This is a genomic window from Vibrio sp. 10N.222.49.A3 (assembly GCF_041475145.1).
GTDB lineage: Bacteria > Pseudomonadota > Gammaproteobacteria > Enterobacterales > Vibrionaceae > Vibrio > Vibrio tasmaniensis_A.
The window spans coordinates 15,290-37,956 of sequence record NZ_JBFRVM010000021.1 but is presented as its reverse complement, the minus strand read 5'-3'; the positions used below and the strand labels follow the sequence as shown (position 1 = coordinate 37,956).

The 22,667-nt window shown below is 44.7% G+C and carries 19 protein-coding genes and 2 tRNA genes; 10 read left to right on the top strand and 11 right to left on the bottom strand.

The genetic code is table 11. From position 1 onward, the window contains the following. Window positions 1-447: 447 nt before the first annotated feature. Entirely contained in the window at window positions 448-1,332 is an 885-nt protein-coding gene (locus tag AB4589_RS03625; RefSeq protein ID WP_371709291.1) for an AraC family transcriptional regulator N-terminal domain-containing protein, read from the bottom strand. Between the two features lie 193 nt (window positions 1,333-1,525). Between AB4589_RS03625 and AB4589_RS03620 the strand changes: the two genes are divergently transcribed. The 6 genes from AB4589_RS03620 (at window position 1,526) to AB4589_RS03595 (ending at window position 7,516) form a co-directional block, all read left to right on the top strand. Further along, window positions 1,526-2,674 carry an iron-containing alcohol dehydrogenase gene (locus AB4589_RS03620; protein ID WP_371709290.1) on the top strand — a complete coding sequence of 383 codons (1,149 nt, stop codon included), beginning with the start codon at window positions 1,526-1,528 and terminating at the stop codon, window positions 2,672-2,674. 235 nt (window positions 2,675-2,909) lie between these two features. Next, on the top strand, window positions 2,910-3,656 hold the full coding sequence (locus tag AB4589_RS03615) for an amino acid ABC transporter ATP-binding protein (RefSeq protein WP_017108097.1): 747 nt from the start codon (window positions 2,910-2,912) through the stop codon (window positions 3,654-3,656). Continuing rightward, window positions 3,656-4,453, top strand: a complete 798-nt coding sequence (locus tag AB4589_RS03610) for an amino acid ABC transporter permease (protein WP_372099382.1) — start codon at window positions 3,656-3,658, stop codon at window positions 4,451-4,453. The genes AB4589_RS03615 and AB4589_RS03610 overlap by 1 nt, the downstream gene beginning before the upstream one ends. Window positions 4,454-4,465: 12 nt before the next feature. Beyond that, complete coding sequence (locus tag AB4589_RS03605) at window positions 4,466-5,275, top strand: transporter substrate-binding domain-containing protein (RefSeq protein WP_372099380.1); 810 nt, start codon at window positions 4,466-4,468, stop codon at window positions 5,273-5,275. 177 nt (window positions 5,276-5,452) lie between these two features. Next, the gene (locus tag AB4589_RS03600) at window positions 5,453-6,379 is read left to right on the top strand and encodes an amino acid ABC transporter permease (RefSeq protein WP_372099378.1); all 927 of its coding nucleotides are present in this window, start codon (window positions 5,453-5,455) and stop codon (window positions 6,377-6,379) included. Window positions 6,380-6,571: 192 nt separating this feature from the next. Beyond that, window positions 6,572-7,516: an ADP-ribosylglycohydrolase family protein gene (locus AB4589_RS03595; protein ID WP_009845518.1), complete on the top strand. Its 945-nt coding sequence runs from the start codon at window positions 6,572-6,574 to the stop codon at window positions 7,514-7,516. A 172-nt stretch (window positions 7,517-7,688) separates the two neighbouring features. Here AB4589_RS03595 and AB4589_RS03590 read toward each other — a convergent pair whose 3' ends face one another. Then, the gene (locus AB4589_RS03590; protein ID WP_371709286.1) at window positions 7,689-9,695 is read right to left on the bottom strand and encodes a TonB-dependent siderophore receptor; all 2,007 of its coding nucleotides are present in this window, start codon (window positions 9,693-9,695) and stop codon (window positions 7,689-7,691) included. 20 nt (window positions 9,696-9,715) lie between these two features. On the opposite strand from AB4589_RS03590, the gene AB4589_RS03585 reads away from it, so the two are divergent. Next, complete coding sequence (locus tag AB4589_RS03585; protein ID WP_371709285.1) at window positions 9,716-10,825, top strand: helix-turn-helix transcriptional regulator; 1,110 nt, start codon at window positions 9,716-9,718, stop codon at window positions 10,823-10,825. A 47-nt stretch (window positions 10,826-10,872) separates the two neighbouring features. Here AB4589_RS03585 and AB4589_RS03580 read toward each other — a convergent pair whose 3' ends face one another. The 5 genes from AB4589_RS03580 to AB4589_RS03560 form a co-directional block, all read right to left on the bottom strand. Further along, on the bottom strand, window positions 10,873-11,343 hold the full coding sequence (locus AB4589_RS03580) for a GNAT family N-acetyltransferase (RefSeq protein WP_372099375.1): 471 nt from the start codon (window positions 11,341-11,343) through the stop codon (window positions 10,873-10,875). 120 nt (window positions 11,344-11,463) lie between these two features. Beyond that, window positions 11,464-11,958: a GNAT family N-acetyltransferase gene (locus AB4589_RS03575; RefSeq protein WP_102249760.1), complete on the bottom strand. Its 495-nt coding sequence runs from the start codon at window positions 11,956-11,958 to the stop codon at window positions 11,464-11,466. Window positions 11,959-12,005: 47 nt separating this feature from the next. Next, window positions 12,006-12,428 carry an N-acetyltransferase gene (locus AB4589_RS03570; RefSeq protein WP_102249761.1) on the bottom strand — a complete coding sequence of 141 codons (423 nt, stop codon included), beginning with the start codon at window positions 12,426-12,428 and terminating at the stop codon, window positions 12,006-12,008. Window positions 12,429-12,562: 134 nt separating this feature from the next. Further along, window positions 12,563-12,901: a zinc ribbon domain-containing protein YjdM gene (locus AB4589_RS03565; RefSeq protein ID WP_004731484.1), complete on the bottom strand. Its 339-nt coding sequence runs from the start codon at window positions 12,899-12,901 to the stop codon at window positions 12,563-12,565. Between the two features lie 178 nt (window positions 12,902-13,079). Further along, window positions 13,080-14,243, bottom strand: coding sequence for a threonine/serine exporter family protein (locus AB4589_RS03560; RefSeq protein ID WP_009845522.1), 1,164 nt, complete (start codon window positions 14,241-14,243; stop codon window positions 13,080-13,082). Window positions 14,244-14,767: 524 nt separating this feature from the next. Between AB4589_RS03560 and AB4589_RS03555 the strand changes: the two genes are divergently transcribed. From AB4589_RS03555 to AB4589_RS03545, 3 genes are all read left to right on the top strand, one after another. Continuing rightward, window positions 14,768-14,842: transfer RNA gene (locus AB4589_RS03555), tRNA-Gly, on the top strand. A 38-nt stretch (window positions 14,843-14,880) separates the two neighbouring features. After that, window positions 14,881-14,955: transfer RNA gene (locus tag AB4589_RS03550), tRNA-Gly, on the top strand. Between the two features lie 316 nt (window positions 14,956-15,271). After that, complete coding sequence (locus tag AB4589_RS03545; protein WP_017102893.1) at window positions 15,272-15,529, top strand: hypothetical protein; 258 nt, start codon at window positions 15,272-15,274, stop codon at window positions 15,527-15,529. Window positions 15,530-15,637: 108 nt separating this feature from the next. Here the strand turns inward: AB4589_RS03545 and AB4589_RS03540 are convergent, their stop codons facing one another. The 4 genes from AB4589_RS03540 to AB4589_RS03525 form a co-directional block, all read right to left on the bottom strand. Further along, a complete protein-coding gene (locus AB4589_RS03540) occupies window positions 15,638-16,207 on the bottom strand; it encodes a cupredoxin family protein (RefSeq protein WP_372099372.1) in 570 nt (189 codons plus the stop codon). A gap of 106 nt (window positions 16,208-16,313) precedes the next feature. Next, complete coding sequence (locus tag AB4589_RS03535; RefSeq protein ID WP_372099370.1) at window positions 16,314-19,457, bottom strand: efflux RND transporter permease subunit; 3,144 nt, start codon at window positions 19,455-19,457, stop codon at window positions 16,314-16,316. Beyond that, window positions 19,454-21,193 (bottom strand): efflux RND transporter periplasmic adaptor subunit, encoded by a 1,740-nt coding sequence (locus AB4589_RS03530; RefSeq protein WP_372099368.1) that lies wholly within the window; start codon window positions 21,191-21,193, stop codon window positions 19,454-19,456. Before AB4589_RS03530 ends, AB4589_RS03535 begins: the two co-directional genes overlap by 4 nt. A gap of 11 nt (window positions 21,194-21,204) precedes the next feature. Continuing rightward, the gene (locus AB4589_RS03525) at window positions 21,205-22,644 is read right to left on the bottom strand and encodes a TolC family protein (RefSeq protein WP_102518485.1); all 1,440 of its coding nucleotides are present in this window, start codon (window positions 22,642-22,644) and stop codon (window positions 21,205-21,207) included. Between the last annotated feature and the right edge of the window lie 23 nt (window positions 22,645-22,667).

Sequence of the window (22,667 nt, the reverse complement as noted above, 5' to 3'; positions counted from 1 at the left end):
TTTAATTTTAAGTCTATTCAATAATCCTGAATACTCTCTCAGGTAATTGAAAGGATAATTACCAAAATTTAGATGATATTTGATAGGTTGTTCACACTAAAACTCCGTTACTAGCTAGGTTAGTAACTCTATCCCTTATACCCGTGCATAAACTCTTAGGCTATTTAATTAATTATTTTCGAGAGCTTATTTTATATAAGTACGTTAATAATATATTCGAGAATCAAATACCTACAATCTGACAATGCCTATGATTAGATACATTTACTCATATAATTCAACAAATATGAGACTCAGGGGGATGACATGAGAAGTATGGTGTTCAGCCAAGACATGGGACTTTCAGGAATCACGATGGCATCAACGAAGAGCAATCGACACCATAGCTTTTGGCACCATAGCTCTCAACACCATAGCTCTCAACAGATAGTTTCGTTGAAATAAGAGCTAAACCGCTCTTGGAGTGGTATTGAAGTGGCGCTTAAATTCGCGACTGAATTGGGATGGGCTCGAGTAGCCGACTCGGCGAGCAGCATCGCTGATGCGAAGGCCTTCTAGCTGAATCAGTTCTTTGGCTTTGTTGAGTCTTACCTTCTTCAAATATTGAAGAGGAGATTCAAAGGTGACATTACGGAATGCATTGTGGAAGGCAGACACGCTCATGTTGGCTTCGTCGGCAAGCGATTGAACAGTGATGGTTTGGTCGTACTCTTCATGCACTTTAGACAGCGCTTTAGCGACACGTGCGTAATGGCCGTCATGATGAGCTAAATCAAACAGCACACGCCCTTCTGAACCGGTTAGGGCACGGTAGACAATTTCGCTGACCATGGCATCGCCCAATATATTGGCTTCAATGTCACAATGTATAGTTTTGACCAATCGAGTAAAGCTCTCCAGCATTTGCTCTTCCATTGGCGTCGATTCTAAGCCGCTCGAATTCTGCTTGTGCTTGTTGCAGTAGCTCTCTAGAAAGCCTTGGTCTTCCAGCTTTTTGACTAAGCTGTGCAAGCGCTGAGAATCGATGCTTATCGACAAACCAAGCAATGGTTCGCCATTTACAGGTAAGGCTTCACACTCCAATGGCATTGGCACGCCTACCACAAGATAATCACCAGCCGCGTAAGTAACGGGTCTATCGCCAATATAGATGTTCTTTTTGCCCTGCCCGAGCATGATAATACCCGACTGGTAAGTGAATGGCTGACGTTGATTCCCGCCACTGCTTCTATACAACCACACACCGCCAATTTCAGTTTCTCTGATCCCTTCGAGATCATCCCAACCTTTGTGTTCTACATAAGACTGTAACAACTGCGCGAGTGTTTTCATAAGTGGCGACTTTCCATTCCAAGTGCTAAGAGTAAGTAAGCTAAAGCAGAGAAAGAATATCAATTTTGTAGAAATAGGCAATTTATTTGGAGAATCAGCTCTTCATCACCCTAGATTACTGTACTAATATGCAAATATAGAAATTGAGCAATCAAATAAAATAACAAATTGAGCTTTACACAAGGAATCTCTAATGCAATTCACTTATGTTAACCCTACAGTTATCCACTTCGGCCAAGGCCAAATCAACGCTATCAGCCAAGCGGTTGATACTTCGAAGAAAGTACTAGTCATCTACGGTGGCGGTTCAATCAAAAGCAACGGTGTTTACGACCAGGTTGTCGCTTCTTTAAAGGATCACGCTTGGATTGAGTTCGCTGGTGTTGAAGCTAACCCAACCAAAGAGACGCTAGATAAAGCCGTCGCTCTTGTTAAAGAAGAAAACGTAGAGTTCATTATCGCTGTTGGCGGTGGTTCAGTAATCGATGGTTCTAAGTATGTTGCTGCAGCGGCTAAATACGACGGTGACGGTTGGGACATCCTAGCGGGCAAACACCAAGTTACTGAAGCAACCCCTATTGGTGCTGTACTGACACTCCCTGCGACAGGTTCTGAATCTAACATGGGTGCAGTAATCACTCGTAAAGAGACTCAAGAGAAACTGGCGTTCATGAACCCTGCAGTACAACCTAAGTTCGCGGTTATGGACCCAGACGTAATGAAGTCTCTGCCAGAGCGCCAACTGATCAACGGTCTAGTTGATGCGTGGGTTCACGTATGTGAGCAATACATCACAATGCCAACAGACGCGATGGTTCAAGACGGTTACGCAGAAACACTGCTTAAGAACCTACTTGTACTGGGTAAGCAATACGACGAGCGTGACAACGACGCATGGCGTGCAAACCTAATGTGGACTGCAAACCAAGCGCTTAACGGCCTGATTGGTACTGGCGTTCCTCAAGATTGGGCAACACATATGATTGGCCACGAATTCACAGCACTATGGCACGTAGACCACGCACGTTCTCTTGCGATTGTTCAACCTTCACTACTTCGTAATCAAATCGAAGCGAAGCGTGGCAAGCTAGAGCAAATGGGTCGCAACGTATTTGGCCTAGAAGCGGGTGCAGATTTAGCCGAGCGCACTATTGCTGCAATCGAAGCCTTCTACCACAGCCTAGACGTTGCAACTATGTTCGACGGTTACGAATCAACTAAAGCGGCAGCAATCGACAACGTTGTTGCTCAACTTGAATCACACGGTTACCTAGAGCTTGGCGAGAACAAAGCAATCACGCCTCAGAAAACGCGTGAGATTTTAGAGTCTGCAATTCAATAGCTGTCAAAATTAAAGCAAGGAAAACAAGGTTCTAAAGAAAATCACCATAATCTAAAAATTTATTCCGTGAAACTGAACCAAATTCTTTGCCTTTGCGTATATCCTCAAGCAGCGTCCAAATCAGGCGCTGCTTTTTAATTTGCCCTACAAGATGCTATTAAATTCTCATAAGTCCTTAATTTTATGTGCATTCAGATTTCTATATTGGTAAGGTAAACCTGTCTCTTTACTAGGTATGAACAACGATTTGAACAATCTCAAGGAAATGGTTAAGTTTAAGTCACTTAACAAGTGGTATGGTGATTTTCATGCCCTAAAGGATATCGATTTAAATATTGAACAGGGAGAAATAGTGGTGATTTGCGGGCCATCAGGTTCGGGGAAATCAACTTTAATCCGCTGTATCAATCAGCTAGAACCCTTCGAAAGTGGCGAGCTTTCTGTGCTAGAGCAAGTGCTTCCAAGCAAGTTCAGCACTCCAGGTCAAGTCGGAATGGTGTTTCAGCACTTTCATTTATTCCCCCATCTTACTGTGCTTGAGAACCTAACTCTGTCGCCGATTCGTACGCTCAAAAAAAGCAAACAAGAAGCCGAGAAGATTGCAATGCACTATCTCGAACGCGTACACATTGCAGAACAAGCCAACAAATACCCTGTACAACTTTCTGGTGGCCAACAACAACGAGTGGCTATCGCACGTTCACTGTGCATGAAGCCTGAATTGCTGCTTTTTGATGAACCAACTTCAGCGCTTGACCCGGAGATGATCAACGAAGTGCTCGACGTGATGGTTGAACTGGCGAGCGAAGGTATCACCATGGTGTGTGTGACCCACGAAATGGGCTTTGCGAAACAAGTGGCCGACCGCGTTATCTTCATGGATGAAGGGCAAATTGTGGAATCTAATACGCCTCAAGCGCTTTTTGAAAACCCGCAACATGAACGTACTCAAGCGTTCCTAAATCAGATCCTGACTTATTGATGTTGATTCGAATTATTAAACCCGCCCTATCCGCTTTGGTGCAAATTATTGTGCTCGTGGCTGCGGTTGTCTGGATCCTCGATTCTGGCGCACAAACCATGGGATACAGCTGGCAATGGGAGCGCGTGCCGGACTATATTGCTTTCTATGAAGATGGTGAATGGTGGCCAGCAGAGTTGGTTGAAGGGCTACTGGTTACCATCAATATCTCTTTGATTTCGTTGGTCGCTACGTTGATCATCGGTTTGACGACAGCGCTATTGAGAAACTCAAATTCTGTGGTTGGACGCACCTTAGCCACCAGCTATGTTGAACTGATTCGTAACACGCCGTTATTGGTACAAATTTATTTGCTCTATTTTGTATTTGGCCCCGTATTAGGGCTGGATCGCTTTAGCACTGCCGTTTTAGCCTTGGCACTTTTCCAAGGTGCTTACACCGCCGAGATATTTCGTGCCGGTTTAAATGGTATTGCGAGAGGACAATTTGAAGCAGCTCAATCCCTGGGCTTATCAAAGACCTATACTTACTGGGATGTGATTCTTCCTCAGGTGGTGCAACGTACTTTGCCACCTTTGACCAATGAAGTGATCTCTCTAATTAAAAACTCTTCGATTGTGAGTGTCATGGCTATTTTCGACCTGACAACCGAAGCCAGAAACATTGTTTCTGAAACCGCGATGCCATTTGAGGTTTGGTTCTCTGTGGCGATCATTTATCTTGCTCTTACACTTTCACTTTCTGCCGTTGCTGCTTGGCTTGAGCATAAGCTCGGAGCTAACTGGCGAACACAATAAGGATTTATCAGCATGAAGCTATTTAAAACCGCGATTACAGCCCTACTTGCGCTTGCCGTAAGTTTGCCTGCACTTGCTTCTGAAACGCCTAACCTCGATAAAATCAACGAACGTGGCTCACTGCGCGTTGGTATGTCGACATTTGTTCCTTGGGCTATGCGTAACAAACAAGGCGATCTCGTTGGCTTTGAAATCGACGTGGCGAAACGCCTTGCCGAAGATTCAGGTTGGAAAGTCGAATTTGTACCTACGGCATGGGACGGCATTATCCCTTCTCTATTATCCAAGAAGTTTGATGTGATCATCGGCGGTATGTCTATCACTGAAGCGCGAGCTAAAAGCGTGCTGTTCACTGAACCATACTCTCACTCTGGTGTTCAACTGGCTGCTAATAAAGAGCTAGCGGAAGGTTTTACTCAAATCTCTGATTTTGATTCTCGCCGTGTGAAAATTGCTGCTCGTCGTGGTGCGTTCACAGTTCAAGTAGCTCGTGAAACCTTCCCTAAAGCGAAAGTTCTACAGTTCGATGACGATGCTCAAGCATTCCAAGAAGTGTTAAACGGCAAAGCGCACGCAGTTATCGCGTCTAGCCCGAAACCAGAACATGAAGCGATCAAAAACGCAGACACGCTATTTATTCCATTTAAAGAGCGTCTATCCAAAGGTAACGAAGCATTTGCGGTTCGCCTAGGTGAAACTGACAAGGCAGAATTCTTCAACGAATGGATCAAAGCTCGTACTGAAGACGGTTGGTTGAAAGAGCGTTACGAGTACTGGTTCTCTACTTTAGATTGGCAAGACCAGATTGCTCAAGGTCAGTAATCTGAAGTTGAGCTCACTTTTTAATATGAGCTAATCTGTCGAATCTAAATCAAGGCAGTGCACTGTTTGCACTGCCTTCTCATCGACGATTTAAGTAGTCTTTTTAAGTAGCTTTATTTGATTTGTTTTAGATCCAAGCAACAACCCAATAATAATTAATGTTTAAACAGGAATGACGTGAGTAGTACTAGCGCATTAACAACACCTAAGCCCAACGTTCATATGAAGCCTTGGTATCAACGCCTTACTCTTTTAGATGGCGTGTTACTCGCCGTTATTTGTGTGTTTGCAGGCTGGCTTTATTATCGTTCCGCTGTTGGTATTAACTACCATTGGCGATGGGAAGATGCGTTTACCCTGATTTTTATTCCACCCTCCGAAGGTAACATCCCCTACTTTTTCCAAGGCTTGATCGCAACACTGCGCTTAAGTGTCTGGAGCATGGTGTTAGCTCTTTCTTTTGGGACATTACTCGGTGTCGCAAGGCACTCTAAAATCGCTTTCTTCAGAACGCCTGCTCTGATTTTTATCCAGTTGGTTCGAAATATTCCGCCACTGGTGTTTGTCTTCATATTCTATTTCTTCGTTTCTAACCAACTGATTCCATTACTTGGTTTAGAAAGTATCTTACGTGAACATAATGGCGAGATTAACGCTGTTCAAGGTTTCCTGTTCGGCCCAGCTAACCTTTGGGAAAACTTAGCGTCTGGTGTTATCTGTATTGGCTTGCTCTCTTCTGCTTATATTGCGGAAGTGATTCGAGCGGGTTTAGAAGCTATCCCTAAAGGCCAATGGGAAGCGGCCGATTCGCTTGGCTTGTCTGCATTGTCTAAGTATCGATTTGTGGTTGGCCCACAAGTATTAACTGCCATCACCCCACCATTGGCAGGCCAAGCAATCTCCTTGGTTAAAGACACGTCGATTGTGTCTCTGATTTCGATCCAAGAGATGACGTTTGTTGGTACTGAGATGGCAAACTCATCGGGGTTGATCTTCGAGATCTGGCTGATTGTAGGCTTCGTATATTTTGCTTTATGCTTTGCGCTTTCGCGTCTGTTCAAAGTGATTGAACAACGTTCTAGTGCTTACCTTAACCATCAGTAACGTCATTAATTAATAGTACCGACTCGCCCGACCATTCCTTTCCCTTATCAAGTTCACCTGATTGGTTTAAGCTATTGACCAATCGGGATTTATCCCTTCATATTTCTTCTTAGAAACACAGCGAAATACTCGTCTAATCACTATACTTGAAGTATCGAACTACGTTGATTCTTCTCAAGGACATCACTCAGCATGGACAATCATAAAGAAAGAGCTTTTTACGCCGTTGTCGGCGCATTGGTTGGAGACGCCGCTTCCATGGGGTTGCACTGGCTGTATGACCAAGAGAGGATCTTACACGTGGCTGGTTTCGAGCCAGAATTTCGCTCACCGAATCAGTTCGATTATCAAGACAAAGGCTACTTTGCGCACCAAGGAAAAACGTCCGGTGAGCACTCGCAATACGGTGCTCAGTTATTGGCGATGGTCGATAGTTTAGTCGACAACCAAAAATACGATGAAGCGAGCTATATTCAACATTTCCGCAAATGGTTTGATTTCGGTGGTAGTTGGCAAGGCTACATTGATAAAGCGACGCGCATGAGCTTGCTGAACATCCATCAATTAGAACTAGAGGGCGCCCCGATTACTGCCTGTGGCGCAGACGATACGCAGCTCCCCGCAGTTTCAAAGATCATTCCATTAGTAGCCTGTACTTATACCTCTCACACCTTACCAGCGATGGTAGAGAGCGCGGTACGAGTGACCAACAACAACGACAAAGCCGTGGAATGGGCGCAAGCCATCACCCTGTTGATTCAAGCAGCGATTCAAGGCAACTCACCATTACAGTCCGTAGAAATGGTGCGACAAACTTGCAGCAGATTTATACATGATCAAATCGATGAAGCATTGGCTGAACCTGAGCTTTCAATAACAGATGCCGCGAAGAAGTTTGGATTGCATTGTGAACTGAGTGCCGCATTTCCCTTGCTAATTCGCATCATTGCGGGTGCTCAGAGCTATAAACAAGGTATTCGAGACAATATCTTATGTGGCGGTGACAGCTGCGGGCGTGCGATTGTGATTGGCGCGGTATTAGCGGCGTGTTTCTACGAAGAAGACGGAGCGATTCCAACAGAATGGCTGAGCCAAGTAGAACTCAATTGTGGTGTGCTGTCTTTGCCTATTGAGTGATTCCCACAATAACAAATAAGGCGAAAGCGCCTCTCGATTCCTTGCTCGAGAGGCGCTTTTCTTTTCACTAGAATGACTTAAACGGATAACTTCAATTTCGAGCAATACCCCTTCCGGATCTCTACGACCGCCAGTTTATTGCGCTAACCAAACCTAAACGCTAAAGCCTTCTCTAGAACTGATAAGCAGCAGAAAGCTTGTAGTTACGGCCTGGTTCATAGTCATCCAAGGTAAAGCCTCTTGCCGTACCTGAACGAGAAGCGTGTGAGGTATATTGCTCATCAAACACGTTATCGATACCAAAGGTGACAGACAATCCATCAAGATTCGATGGCACCCACTGAGCAAACAGGTTATGAACGTCATAGCCTTCTTTGATCGGCTGACCATCGAATACGTTGTCTTCGTCTTTAACAAACATCGAATTCCAACCAAAGATAGTCTCAAGCGCTTCAGACTGATAATCGAGTGTCAGCGTAATGCTGTCACCCATATCAATACTTCGACCATTGCCACCTGCGACTGCACCGCCTGTATCTTTATTTTTAGTCTCTGAAAGCGCATAGGACAGCTTACTGTTAAACATCTCGTAGCCATAAGATAGGCTCGCCTCGAAGCCCTTTATCTCAACGTCACCTAGGTTATAAATCAAATAACTCTTACTTGCACGTTGATACTTTTCGGCAATATAGTCATCAATATTAGTTTGGAATACTGTCAGGTTGGCACCAATAAAGTGATTATCCAAGCGCTTGTCGAAACGGACACCACCTTGCGTGTTCTGCCCTGTCTCAGCCTTCAGATCGTTAGCCAAATAAGCGACATCTTGGTAAGCAATAAAGCTCTCCATCAACTCCGGGCCTTTGAACAACGAACGTGTACTCGCGAACAGCGTCCAATCTTGAGTAACATCCCATTGAGTGGCCAACGACCAAGTTACATCGTCAAAATCTTCGCTACCAACTTCTGCTTTACGTTGGTAATCATCAAAACGAAGCCCTGCCGTGACCGAGAATGCTTGAGTAAAGTAGAACTGATCTTCAACAAAAAGGGCTGTAGAGATTGCTGACTCGTCCATAAACTTGCTGCTGCCGTAATAGCTGCTCGATGACTTGTCCATATAGTCAAAGCCATAAGTCGCGATGTTATCAAACGACATCAGGCGATAATCGGATTGGAACTTTGCGTTGAGACCAAAGTTTTGGTTTTTAGCCGTGTTTTTGGATAAGCGATTAGCAGGCCAACGTGGTGCCATAACACTTTCATCTCGCTGAATCTCAGTTTCCGTGTTGTATAGAGTCACGTTACCTTGATGACTTTCACCACGCAGCTCATAGCTGGCCGTGATGGTGTCACGGTTGTAATCGGTGGGAATTAGGATGTTTTTAGACAAACCCACGTTCGTACCACCCGACATATCAGGGCGTGGACTGTAATCACCGTTATCACGGTACATATCATAAGAGAGTTCAAAACGGTGTAAGTCACTTGGCTCAAAACCAATCTTACCTAGAATATTGTATACATCCCCTTCTGAGCCAAAGGTTTCAGTACCATCACCATCTTCAAAGTTGTCACGGCTCATGTAATGACTGTAAAGCATGGCATCGACGTTATCTGACAACAAACCATACACAGTAAGTGAACCTTGCTGGCTTGCATTCGTGGCATACCCGCCGTAAACACGAGCGCCAAAAGTCTCGTCGTAGCGAAGTAGATCTTTGGCATCTTTGGTTTCAAACAGCACTGAACCGCCTAACCCATTTTGCGTCACCGAGTTGTTACCTACTTGGATATCAGCTGATTTCAATATGTCAGGGTTAAGAGTCAAATTACCAATATGATGGAACATGTTGGCGTGCTGAGAAGCGCCATCTAATCGAATGTCTAAGTCAGTTTCGCTTAGGCCGCGAATCGTAATTCGCTGGTTGATCGAGTGCGTTCCCCCAACATCAACACCGGGGATTTCGCGCAGCAAATCTGACATATGGTCAGCTTGCTTCAGTGACATGTCATCTGCAATGATCGATTCAGTGTTGCTTGAGACTTTCGTTCCCCAAACCACAACTTCATCGAAGTGCGATGTACTTTCTTCGGCCATAACAGAGCTACTAAACGTGCTGGCAATTGCGATATAGAGGGCTGAAAGCTTAATTGTTGATCTGACTGGGCTTTCCATAGATTCAATCCTAGATGTAAATGATAATAATTATCAATCATGATAGAGTTGTAACCTATAAATGCACAGATGATTTGCTTATGCAAAAACGCACAGCTGTTATGAGGAACGGTCAAATGAGTGAAGTAACGTCTAAACGAGCTAAAATTGGCAAAGTCACTCTGACTAAAAAGTTGGAGCAAACAGAAAAGCAGATTATTGTCACACAAGGTCAAACTACACAGACATCACTGGCTGAGGGGAAATTTCTTTCTTATCAATATAATGAACTAATATTTATCCACGGTGGCCGCTGTATTGAGCTCGTCGATACTAAGATAATCTCTACCGCTCACGCTTCAGTTCTGATCACCATTCTTTTGGAAGGTAAGCTGTCATTTGGTTACGATGATCTCGAATTTGATCTCGATGCCACTCATCAACCTCAAGGTGTGGTGGTCAACCTCACTAAACCCGCCAATTTCCGTCGAGTGATGACAGCAAGCAATAAACTCAATAAGATTAACATCTTAGTCAAACCAAAATGGTTCGAATCTCGAGTAACCGAAGAGTGTGAATGCCGAAACTTCATCAATACACATAATGCCAACTTCCAATTAGAAGTGACGGAAGAAATCTGGAAGCTGACACAAGAATTGACGACTTGCTCTTCACCCAATAACTTCCATCAGAAGTTGCATATAGAATCCTTAACTCAACAGATCCTTGAGAATTCGATGCATCAACTACCACAAACTTGCTGTCTGGCTTACCAAACTAAACCAAAAATAATAAAACCAGCGACACGTGTAACTAACATTGAACATCAAAGTTATGACGAACGAATTGAGGCTGTAATCTGCTTTATTGAAATTCATCTCGACCAAGAGCTGAGCCTAAAAATGCTTGCTGAGCATTTTTCGATGAGTGTATCTAATATTCAAAGGCGTTTTAAGCAGTCATACAACATGACAATCAACGGTTACATCCGTTTGAGACGATTAGAGATCGCACGCCAGCATTTAGAACGAGGGTTGGTTTCAATCACCGAGGCCGCCTATGAAGCGGGTTATCAGCACCCTTCTAATTTCACCAATGCTTTTAAGAAAACCTTCGGTGTGCCGCCACAAGACATAGCGATTAAGACTTAGTTACATTGATATAAAACTATTTGTTCTATAACTTTAAAAGGCTATATCTAACATCTGCTATGTTGGCCAGGTGACCGCCACATATAAACAAACTGATCGTTTTGCGAGGTGATTTCAAAGCCAAATCTTAGATACAGCTCCCCAACTCGATTACCTTGTAGATAACAAAGTTCGACGGGTTTATTGAGGCTGTCAGCCTTAGTTAAGCAATCAGCCTTAGTTAAGAAGTCTTTCAGTACTTGGCTACCAATTCCCTTTCCATGATACTCAGGCAGCAAGAAGAATCGGCAAAAATAGAAGTGGTCGCCCTTGTCTTGCAACAACACACAACCAATCGCTTTACCTTGATATTCAATGATTTCAGGCCGTTCTTCTGCCCACTCTTCGGCGTGTATATCTCGCTGAATCTGCTCATCCCAGCCAAAAACTGCTTTGATTGGCTCAAATTCAGCCGCCTTTTTTAGCTCGAACAGAAATTCATAATCTGATGACTGAGCGGGTCTTGTCGAATACTTCAAAATATCTCCAACAATAATCAATGAACTATAGCCAATAAATAAAAAACGACAGCGGCTTCATTTCCAAAAAGCTCGCTCACGACAAGCAAGTGAGAATTGGAAGGTGCCATGTTTCAGTGTTCATTTAGGGTTTAGTTGATAGCGTAGAACTTCGTGCTTATCTTGCTCTGAGTAAAAGGTATTTAAGAACTGCCCACCACACTTCTCAATTACTTTTTGCGAAGCAATATTGCCCCTCTCACACGTAATAATAGCGCTTTCGGACAATACGTGCCGTTGAACCCAAGACAACATATGACTTGCGATACCCCGCCCTCTTGCTTGTGACAGGGTCTCATAGCCGATATGTCCTATGACATCGTGAATGTACGGACTGGTACCATGACGAACTCTTATCACTCCAATAATACGTCCAGACTCTAAACAAAAATAAGTAGAAGCCGGCATCCAACCTTCTGGCAAGTCATCTCCTTTTGAATAAGCAATTCGCCTTTTCAAATACGCATCACTGCCATCGGAAATGCCCGTATAAATATCTAGCCCATCCTCAGCGCATGCATTCACATAGTGATGAAAGACACTTGAGTGCGAAATATCAGCTTTGACCATGTCCATATAATTGCGATTCCTAGTTACTGCTCTTTCGGGTTTAGCTATCAGACCTAAGCTAAGTACATAGTGTATTCTTGATGTCCTGTATGTTCATCAACTTGTTCACTCACAATAGAAAAGCCTTGGGACAAGTAGAACTGAATCGTCGCTTGGTTTTCTTTATATACATTTAAAGACAAGTTCGGATATTCAAGCTTCGCGTGTTGGATAAGTTGCTTACCAATACCACTGCCTTGATGTTCTGAACTGACAAAGATCGCCGCTAAGATCCCTTCATAAAGCGAATAAAAGCCACGAACCTCACCGTCTACTTGATACACGTAAGTTGTTGATGCTGGTATGTATATGTCGCGCATATTACCTACCTGCGACTCCCAGAACTCAGGAGCCACAAAATCATGCGCCTTGACCGAGGCGGTTAACCAAATATCTAAAACGGTTTCCATATCGGTTGGACGGTATTCTCTGATCATCTTAATTCTCTGAAATTATTGCGGTTTAATATGCGAATCAGTATGCCGAGAAGCCACGTAAACTTATTGAAGATTTACGACAATGTCTCAGTCAGAATTATTGAACGGCAATGATAGATCAGTACCATTGGCCGCTACTGCTTCTTAACGTACTTCGCTGTAACGAGCATTTCACCACCACCATCAAGCTTGCAATCTAACTGGTGATCTTTGCCTTCATTGATTCTTCTGATTACCGCTTTAGTGCCGATTTTCAGTACAGAAGAACTGCCTTTAATTTTTAGATCTTTAATGAAGGTAACTTTATCACCACTCTCCAATACAACGCCATTCACGTCCTTTACACGCGCAGCTTCTCTTTCTAAACGCTCTTCTTCAGGGTTCCATTCGTAGGCACACTCAGGGCAGATTAGGTTGTTTTGGTCTGGGTAGACATATTCAGATTGGCATTGCGGGCAAGGAGGTAGAGACATACGTTAATACTTCATTTAAATAGAATTTGTTCCATTTTAATGACTCTTGTCAGGCTTAGCGAGCATAAATCTAACAAGTTTTACGGAGAGCTAATTGTCGTAAAAAAGATCAGTACCTAAAACGAACAAACACAGCCGCTAAGCTGTGTTTGTTTAAAAAGTTGAGAAGCAGAACGGCTTAACGTTCGACTTTTGGTGAGTAAATCGAGTAAGCGGTGATTTGCCCTGCCACAATTGCAGAGAACATGAATAACGCCGACAAACCGATACTCGGGATAGGCAAAATCGATTGTTCAAACACCGACTGGCTAGCACTCACTAATACTCGGCTACCCGGAACCAAGATGATGATCCCTTGCACGATATAAATAGAGCCCGTGAGTTCCATCTTCTTGGCAATCCAAGTCCCGTACAAAGTAATAAGAACCGTCGTAACCCAAGTACCGACAACCCAGCCACTATCAAAACCAAGATAGAATGGCCCCCACATACCCAGAACTGCCACTGGCAAGCCAAGTAAGATGTCTTTAGGACGCGCATTGAACATCACACCAATCGACACCGAGATCAACACCAAACCAGATATGTGCATCCATGTCGGAACCGCATTCGTATAGTCAATGGAGACCGCTTGTCCCCATATCGCTTCACCAATGTTGAGCCCCATAATAATCCCGACAAACAGCTTTATCAGGGTTAATGCGCTCTGCCCTAACAAACTGGTACCAGAGACGAGATCATTAAACGCCAAACATTCTAGTGCGTTGGCTATGGATAACCCGGGGACAAACAAGACAATCGAAGCGATACATAACGCCCACACCGGGATCGGCAACCCTGTGCTTGCCAAAAATGCCACGAAGATACCCGTTAATAGTGCCGAGATGAATTCAACCGCAATAGCGCGACGTGAATGAAGAACTTGCTGACATACCCAAACCATCAAACCCAGTAATGCAGAAAAGCCAACCGCTTCTAACGTACTGCCAATTAGCATCAGATACGCTGGCGGAATACCCATATTGGCCAGTGCCGTCACAAGTTTAGAGTAACCGACAGGCTCTGGCACAGGCTCACTGCTCGGTTGGTTAATACGAATGATGGTATTGGCCAACAAACTCAAGTTAATCGAAGCAGGCTTTAGACGCTTAAGAATAACGGCGTTGTTATCGTCTGGAAATTGATAATTAATCGCGGTTGGCGTTGCTTGGATCATCACATCAACACCATGCTTTTTTGCATAGAATTGGGTGTATTTCTCTAGCTTGTAAGGAGCACAACCACTGCGATGAAGAGTGTCACCAATTTCAACAATTTTGTTAATTCGGAACTGAGAAGGCATGGGAATTTTAGGGGAGACAAAATGTGCGGCAAATGTACCAAACGATAGACGTAATGACGAGAGTTTTGCATGAATTATCAACTAAATTCGTTACTTTTTCCTTCGAACGCTTAGAGGAGCCTATAACTCCACCCGCTTCGTATTCGCTTGATGAATACTTTGGCAGACTGGCAAGTTAAAACAATGCATCCAGATTGTTATTATTGGGCATCAAAATACGAATGGAAATCAGTTTATGTTAACGGTCAAATTGCCTGTATTTATGTTGATTTGATGATGAGAAAACACCACTAAAATAGGTTTATAAATCCAACTGAATGGGTCTTAGAAAGAGTGGAGGGTTCTTTGTTGTTTCTCGCCCTACGTTTAACGAGAGTTTAGTCACATTTTATTCACTCTAAAAGCGCCGAACATGATGGAAAAACTAGCGGAGTGGTGGTTATGCGAGCACTTAGAATAAAAATGAAAGAAAAAGGTTTCGTTTTCAGTTAGATGTGGCATTATCAAACTCGTTAAGACGATGTGCGTACATCGTATAATGGCTATTACCTCAGCCTTCCAAGCTGATGATGCGGGTTCGATTCCCGCTGTACGCTCCAGTCTTCTTGATGCTTCAGTCTTACTCTTAAGACAGTGTGCGTGCATCGTATAATGGCTATTACCTCAGCCTTCCAAGCTGATGATGCGGGTTCGATTCCCGCTGCACGCTCCAATTCCTCTTTATGTTTCGTTACGTGTTTTCTTCCAGCGATACCCTATTCAAAAAACTTCTCCGCTCGTTAAATCTATAAGCATTAATCCATATAGCTTAAACCCATTTTGTTAAGTCTAACCAACCAACGCTAATTGAGCCGCTAGCGCTATTAACTCCTTAAATCGCTTCGAATTTCTTAAACCTTTCCCATCACATATTGCAGTCTAGCTTTTAACGATTTTCAAAATTGTTCCAATTTAATAATCTTGGTCAATATCTGCAAAAATCATTGTGTTAATGTGCGCGCATTAGCAACAACCAAAAATAATTAAAAATGTTTAAAAGCAATGAGTTAACAATAAACATCGAAGCAATCAATGTCGCACTGTCAAAAGTCGAAAATGCGAACAAAATTCAGCTTAATACGTTGAAAGGTTATGTGAGCAGCGAACCAGAACAGGCCGTGCTTGCGTTTCGTTCTTTGAATGAAGTGGAATCGATCGACGACAAGTTTAAAAAGATCATGGCAGAGCTACCGCACCTGAGCGGCGAAGCACACCACCTACTGGAAACATCGATCCTATTACAGTAATGGCCAAGAAAGATAAGTCTCAACTAGCGCGATGAGCTAAGACTTATCTTTTAGCTTTCTGTTTTTAGTACTTTCCCAGCAGCTATTTCTAGCTCTATTAGATAATGCCTAAAGCGTTATCGACTTCGCCATGCCCGCTTCCGCATGTCCTGGAATATTGCAGGCAAATTCGACTTGATTATCACCATGGAAATGCCAAAGCATCTGTTTCGCTTTGCCCGGCTTAACTGTAACTGTGCTGCCCGAGTCATGAGCGTGATTACCCATCTTTTTCATCATTTCACGGTGCTCTAATTGCTCTGAAGCAGAACCAATCGAGAATTCGTGGTCGATCTTGCCTGTATTCATCACAACAAACTGAACCACGTCGTTCGGCTCAATATCAACCTTGTTCTTAAATGTGATTTTCATATCGTCACTTAGCAGAACATGAACCACTTTATCCGGCTTTGCGCCTGTCGCAGGCATACCCACTTCAGACATGCCTTCCATATTCATCATCGAATGGTCCATCTTTCCATCCTTCATCATGCTGTGGTCCATTTTTGAATGATCCATCTCTCCACTCTTCATCATTGAGTGGTCCATGCTTGAATGGTCAACAGCTGAGTGGTCCATTTCAGCAAAAGCCATTGCAGTAGTTAACGTCAGTGCAATCGCAATAAGTGTCTTTTTCATGATCGTTCCTTAGATTAATTCAGTTATTTATTTGTTAGTTTCACATGTTCATGTGGTACGCCCTTACCCACTCTGTTTTGGTCAGTAAGGGCCAATAATCAATACGTTATTTGTTTGTCTCGTTTTGGCTGTGCGTGATCTCACGCTGTTTCCAGAGCTTAAAGATTGCAGGCAACACCAGTAGGGTAAGCAATAGTGCAGACGCCATTCCGCCTATCATTGGTGCTGCGATTCGTTGCATCACTTCTGAGCCCGTACCCTCGCCATACATGATTGGAATGAGGCCGATAATCACCGTGAGTACCGTCATCATCACAGGGCGAACACGCAGTCCTGCGCCCTCACGGATGGCATCTGTTAAGTCTTCACTCTGAAGTGCTTGCTGGTTCTCTTCTGCATCCAATTTTTTGTAGTGCCAAGCTTGGTTTAGGTAGACCAACATGATCACACCTATCTCAACAGCAACTCCAGCAAGCGCGATAAAGCCCACACCCACCGCAATCGAGAAGTTGTAATTGAGAACATGCATTAGCCATAGGCCGCCAACCATCGCGAGTGGCAATGTCAGCATGATCATCATCACCTCACCGACACGGCGGAAGCTGAGGTAGAGCAACAACATGATGATGGCGATGGTGATTGGCACAACGACACTTAAACGTTCTTTGGCCCGCTCCATGTATTCGTATTGACCAGACCATGCCAGTGAATAACCAGCAGGCAAGACGATTTGATCTGTAACGACTTTTTGCGCCTCTGCCACGTAAGAACCAAGGTCGCGACCTTCGATGTCAACGAACACCCAACCATTAGGACGCGCGTTCTCCGTCTTAATCATTGGTGGCCCATCTTCATAGCGAATATCTGCAACATCAGACAAAGCAATTCGCGCTCCATTTGGTGTCACTAACGGCAGGTTCTGCAACTTAACGACAGAATCACGATAGCTTTGTGGATAACGAACATTAATTGGGTAACGCTCTAGCCCCTCAACGGTTTCACCCACGTTCATGCCACCAACCGCAGTCGAGATAACCTGTTGCACTTCTTTAATGCTCAAGCCATATCGCGCAGCAGAGCGACGTTTGATGTCTATCGTGACATAACGACCACCCGCAACACGCTCGGCATAGACAGAGGCCGTGCCGCTGACACCATTCAAGATAGGTTCAAGTTGAGAGCCAATATCCTCTATCACGCTCAGATCCGGGCCAGCGATTTTGATACCAATTGGCGTTTTAATACCGGTCGCTAACATGTCGATACGCGTTTTGATTGGCATGACCCAAGCGTTGGTCAAACCTGGGAACTGAATCAGATCATCAAACTCTTTGCGCAGAGACTCAGTGGTGACACCGTCACGCCATTCATCTCGTGGTTTAAGCTGAATCACGGTTTCAATCATGGTCAATGGCGCAGGATCGGTTGCTGTCTCTGCTCGGCCAATTTTGCCCCACGTGGTTTCGACTTCTGGAATGGTTTTAATGAGCTTGTTGGTTTGTTGCAACAACTCACGAGCCTTACCTATTGAGATACCCGGATACGTGGTTGGCATGTACATCAAATCCCCTTCGTCCAAAGGAGGAATGAATTCACTACCAAGCTTACTGGTTGGGTAATAAGCCGACGCCATTAAGCCAAGTGCGATAACAATCATCACCTTGGGATACTTGAGGCTGAGGTTCAGAAGCGGCTTGTACATCGCCACTAGGCTGCGGTTGACTGGGTTTTTGTGTTCAGGTAGCACGTTGCCGCGAATGAAATAACCCATTAACACAGGCACAAGCGTGATTGCCAAACCGGCTGCTGCGGCCATCGCATACGTCTTGGTAAACGCAAGTGGCGAGAACATCTTGCCCTCTTGCCCTTCTAGCGCGAACACAGGCACAAAGCTCAAGGTAATGATGATGAGCGAGAAGAACAGCGGTGCGCCAACTTCTTCTGCCGCTTTACCAATCACCTGCCAACGGTTCTTATCGGTCAGAGGCGTTCGTTCTATGTGCTTATGAACGTTCTCTATCATCACTATGGCACCATCCACCATGGCGCCAATCGCAATCGCTATTCCGCCAAGAGACATGATGTTGGCGTTAATACCCTGCCAATGCATCACAATGAATGCACCCAAGATACCGACAGGCAAACTTAGTGCGATAACCAACGACGAGCGGATATGGAACAGGAACAGCGCACACACGATCGCAACCACGATGAACTCTTCAGCCAGCTTCTTCCAAAGGTTTTCAACGGCTGAATCAATCAAAGTCGAGCGGTCATAAGTCGCGACAATCTCGACACCATCAGGTAGGCCCGCTTGCAGTTCAGCGAGTTTGGATTTAACCGAGTCGATCACTTCACTGGCATTTTCACCAAAGCGCATCACGATAACGCCACCAACGGCTTCACCTTCACCATTCAGCTCAGAGATACCACGACGCATTTGTGGTCCAAGGTTAATGTCAGCAATGTCACCCAATAGCAACGGAGTACCTTTGTCGGTCACTTTTAACGGTAGAGATTGAATATCTTCAATGCTTGTCAGGTAACCGGTTGTACGAACCATATGTTCGGCTTCGGCAATCTCAACAACAGACGCCCCTGTTTCTTGATTACCATCTTGGATTGCCTTGTTGACTTGCTGAAGCGTTAGGTCGTAAGCACGTAACTTGGCAGGATCAATCTGTACTTGGTACTGCTTCACCATGCCACCAACGGTCGCCACTTCAGACACGCCTTCTACAGTTTGCAATTCATACTTCAAGAACCAATCTTGCAAACTACGAAGTTCCGCTAAGTCGTGCTGACCTGTTTTATCTTGCAACACGTAGCTGTAAACCCAGCCCACACCGGTTGCATCGGGTCCTAGTGTTGGCTTGGCACTCGATGGCAAGTTAGGTGCAACTTGGCTTAAGTACTCCAACACTCGTGAACGCGCCCAGTACATATCGGTATCGTCATTGAAGATTATATAGACATAGGAATCACCAAAGAACGAGTAGCCACGAACTGTTTCAGCACCCGGTACAGCTAACATGGCGGTGGTTAATGGATAAGTCACCTGATCCTCAACCACTTGTGGCGCTTGCCCCGGATAACTGGTTTTGATAATTACCTGAACATCAGACAGATCAGGAATAGCATCGACCGGTGTATTTTTAACGCTGTATAAGCCGCCAAATACGATGGCTAAAGTAGCAACTAGCACTAAGAAGCGGTTGCTAATAGACCAGCGAATGATTGCATTGATCATAGTTTGCCCTCACCCGTGCTATTCGTCGGTTCGAGAGATTTGAGCACATAATCAGAACCCTGCTTCGCTACTAGAAACCGAATGGTTTGACCCTCGGCAAACTCAGATAAATCAAGGTCATCACTAGCTTGGAAATTCATTTCACCCGCTTTCCAATTCCATTCAGGGACAGGCTGATGTTTTACCGTAATCATGCCAAAATCTGCCATCAACATGGTAATGTCACCCGTTACCCAAACTTCGCCAGCGATCTTGTGTTTGTTGACCTTGTAATCAACAACCTCGTACTGGCCTGACTCTGTCTTTCTCATCTCGAAATCAATCGCCTTACCACGTTGCACGTCACTCATGTCCAAGCCTTCCGCAAAGGTGAAATTCATCACCATGCCCGGCCAATCCCATTCTGGAACAGGCTGATGGTTAATCGTCACCATACGACTGCCTTGCATAACATCGGAAATTTCACCGTTCGCCCATACGGTTTCAGCTTCTTCTTCAACACCATTGATGCGTGACAGATCAGCAGTTTGGCTCGATTCAGAATCCAACATGAAGTGCGCAGAAGTGACAATGTTTTCACCTTGCTCCAGCCCTTGAAGCACCTCTATTTTTTCGCCAGCTTCACGACCAACCTCAATACGAGCAGAACGATACTTGCCAGAACCTTCTGACATCACCACTCGAGTCATACCACCGGAGTGAATCACCGAAGATCTTGGGATAGTAAGAACGGCTTCATCACTGATGGGTTTCAGCGCAATATTGGCGAACATATTTGGCTTAAGCTCGCCATTTGGATTGGAGAACTTCAAACGAACGCGCAAGGTTCGAGTTTTTGGGTCAAGGATTGGGTAAACGTAATCGACATTACCCAACCACTCTTTGCCGGGAATCGCATCTAGCGTCATCACTGCATTGCTGCCTGACGAGATCCAGTGCGCTTGACGCTCAAACACCTCAGCATCAACCCATACTTCGCCTAATGGGCCTGCACTGATCACCGCTTGTGCAGGTGAAAGGTAACCACCTTCTCGGATATTCAAACTTGCGATGACACCATCGGCTGGCGCTTTGACTTCAATGGTTTGTGAGGCTTTGCCTTTGCGCGTAATAGCGCGGATTTGAGTCTTATCAACACCCAAGGTAATTAAGCGTTCAGTCGAGCCTTTGATCAAACCTTTACGACCCGTTTTATAAGCACTGATCAACTCTTCTTGTGCTTTAACAAGCTCTGGAGAATAGAGTGTGAAAAGCACATCACCTTTGTTTACCTTCTCACCCACTGCGTTGATGTAGAGCTTCTCAACCCAACCAGCTGCTCTTACGTTGGTTTGCCACAATGTACTTTCATCGAACGCCACATAACCCACGGTTTCAATCCGAGGAGATAGCGCTTCGAACTTAACTTTCGCTGTTTTGACACCCAGATTATTTTCTACCGACGAATCAATGAACACGGTACCGGGCTCATCTTTAACACCACTTGAGTCATCCGCGTAAACAGGGATTAAATCCATCCCCATAGGTGACTGACCCGGCTTGTCTCGCTGATAATTTGGGTCCATCGGAGCCACCCAATACAGAGGTTCATCCTTGGTTTGTTTACTTACTTCGGCGTCTGTACTCGTTGCCATTGCTGACATGTCGTGTGCTGGATTAATTAGAAAATGGTTCACACCAAAACCCAATGCACCACCGACCAATAAAGCGATTGTTGCTACTTTTACTGAACTCATTGTCTATTCCCTTATTGATTGGCTGTGTGTTTAGTTGCGCTTGAATTGAGTTGTGGTTGGTTTACTTGGTATTCAAAGCCACTGACTAACGCCGCCAGTTTGCTGTTAACGATGTTGAGATCGGTGATCAAACGTTGTTGCTCTAACTGAAGCGCCAGCTCATCGGTCGTTGCTGAAATGACATCGTTAAACTGGGCGGTGTTGTTTTGATAGCCCCTCTCAACCGCGCTGATTCGTGCTGCGGTTTGAGGAAGCAAGGACGTTTGATAGCGATCTAATCGCTGGATCAGATTTGATCTGTCCACCAGCAATGCGTTGACTTGCGCGTTCATTTGGGAAAGTAAGGTGTCTTTTTGAGATTTAGCCGCACCAACTTGATACTGAGCAGCCGATAAGTTTTTATCTTGTCGGCTCCCTGTAAACAGCGGGATGTCGACTGTCAGATAAGCACTCACAAGATCAGAAGCTGGTTCACCCGCCATGTTATTGGCTTGACGGTGTGCATACATCACTTCCACCCCAAACTGCGGGGTATAAGCTTGCTCGGCTAACTCAACCTGAGTTTGATTGGAGGAAATACTGACATCGGAGATCTTAACCAAAGGATGGTCAGTCAGTAGCTGGTAGTGCTTAGTTGAATCGATATTGGTCGCTAATTTGCTTTCCAACAACGACCAATCGATTTGGTTAGTTGCATTCAGTGTACCCTGAGAATCAAGAACCTGAGAGCCTAGCCAATCAGAACCCAACCATTCAGAAAGCTGAGAGATTAAGCGGCGCTGAACCTGCTGGTTTGCCTGAAGTTTCTCATCAAGCTTGCTCACTTGAAGCTGAGCATTAAGCAGATCTTGAGCTTCACTTTTACCAATTGAGTAATTGGTTTGTACATAGTTTTCAAGCTCAACCAACAAACGACGATTTTGACGAATCACCGACTCAGCCTTTTGCTGATAACCTAACTCAAGCCAAAGCTGCGTCATGCTATTCGCAACCGTCAATTCTCTTGCTTGCACCTGCAAAGCTAAAGCATCTGCCTGTTGGCCTGCCTTTTTCTGTTGAAGGTTAAGCGTATCGCCACGCTCAAACTGCTGCATCAGCCCTACCGATATATTGGTCATCGGGTCTTCGTCGAATTGAAAGCTATCGACAGGCAAACCGCCAAATCCAACTTTCAATTTCGGGTCCATTAAGGTCGAGCTGGCAATGCCCGTTTCTCGCATCGCTTGAGACTGAGCAAAGTACTGTTTGCGATTTCCATCTTCGCTTAAAGCAATCTCAATCAGTGTATTGAGTTGCTGCGTCGAGCTTGCTTGGTCATGTGCTGAAATGTGTTGAGCATTTGAAGCTGACGCCGTGGTAGCCGCGAGCGTAGCACTTGAAAACAAGGCCATAGGCAAGGCAGCAACCACTAAGCTCGTGTTCATGACAAACACAGAGGTTGTTGGTTTCATATTCACAATGAATGTCCATATCT

Excerpts from the sequence above, each read along its gene's own strand:
- AB4589_RS03625 (WP_371709291.1), bottom strand. The coding sequence starts at position 1,332 with ATGAAAACACTCGCGCAGTTGTTACAGTCTTATGTAGAACACAAAGGT.
- AB4589_RS03620 (WP_371709290.1), top strand. The coding sequence starts at position 1,526 with ATGCAATTCACTTATGTTAACCCTACAGTTATCCACTTCGGCCAAGGC.
- AB4589_RS03615 (WP_017108097.1), top strand. The coding sequence starts at position 2,910 with ATGAACAACGATTTGAACAATCTCAAGGAAATGGTTAAGTTTAAGTCA.
- AB4589_RS03610 (WP_372099382.1), top strand. The coding sequence starts at position 3,656 with ATGTTGATTCGAATTATTAAACCCGCCCTATCCGCTTTGGTGCAAATT.
- AB4589_RS03605 (WP_372099380.1), top strand. The coding sequence starts at position 4,466 with ATGAAGCTATTTAAAACCGCGATTACAGCCCTACTTGCGCTTGCCGTA.
- AB4589_RS03595 (WP_009845518.1), top strand. The coding sequence starts at position 6,572 with ATGGACAATCATAAAGAAAGAGCTTTTTACGCCGTTGTCGGCGCATTG.
- AB4589_RS03590 (WP_371709286.1), bottom strand. The coding sequence starts at position 9,695 with ATGGAAAGCCCAGTCAGATCAACAATTAAGCTTTCAGCCCTCTATATC.
- AB4589_RS03585 (WP_371709285.1), top strand. The coding sequence starts at position 9,716 with ATGATAATAATTATCAATCATGATAGAGTTGTAACCTATAAATGCACA.
- AB4589_RS03575 (WP_102249760.1), bottom strand. The coding sequence starts at position 11,958 with ATGGACATGGTCAAAGCTGATATTTCGCACTCAAGTGTCTTTCATCAC.
- AB4589_RS03570 (WP_102249761.1), bottom strand. The coding sequence starts at position 12,428 with ATGATCAGAGAATACCGTCCAACCGATATGGAAACCGTTTTAGATATT.
- AB4589_RS03565 (WP_004731484.1), bottom strand. The coding sequence starts at position 12,901 with ATGTCTCTACCTCCTTGCCCGCAATGCCAATCTGAATATGTCTACCCA.
- AB4589_RS03560 (WP_009845522.1), bottom strand. The coding sequence starts at position 14,243 with ATGCCTTCTCAGTTCCGAATTAACAAAATTGTTGAAATTGGTGACACT.
- AB4589_RS03545 (WP_017102893.1), top strand. The coding sequence starts at position 15,272 with ATGTTTAAAAGCAATGAGTTAACAATAAACATCGAAGCAATCAATGTC.
- AB4589_RS03540 (WP_372099372.1), bottom strand. The coding sequence starts at position 16,207 with ATGAAAAAGACACTTATTGCGATTGCACTGACGTTAACTACTGCAATG.
- AB4589_RS03535 (WP_372099370.1), bottom strand. The coding sequence starts at position 19,457 with ATGATCAATGCAATCATTCGCTGGTCTATTAGCAACCGCTTCTTAGTG.
- AB4589_RS03530 (WP_372099368.1), bottom strand. The coding sequence starts at position 21,193 with ATGAGTTCAGTAAAAGTAGCAACAATCGCTTTATTGGTCGGTGGTGCA.
- AB4589_RS03525 (WP_102518485.1), bottom strand. The coding sequence starts at position 22,644 with ATGAAACCAACAACCTCTGTGTTTGTCATGAACACGAGCTTAGTGGTT.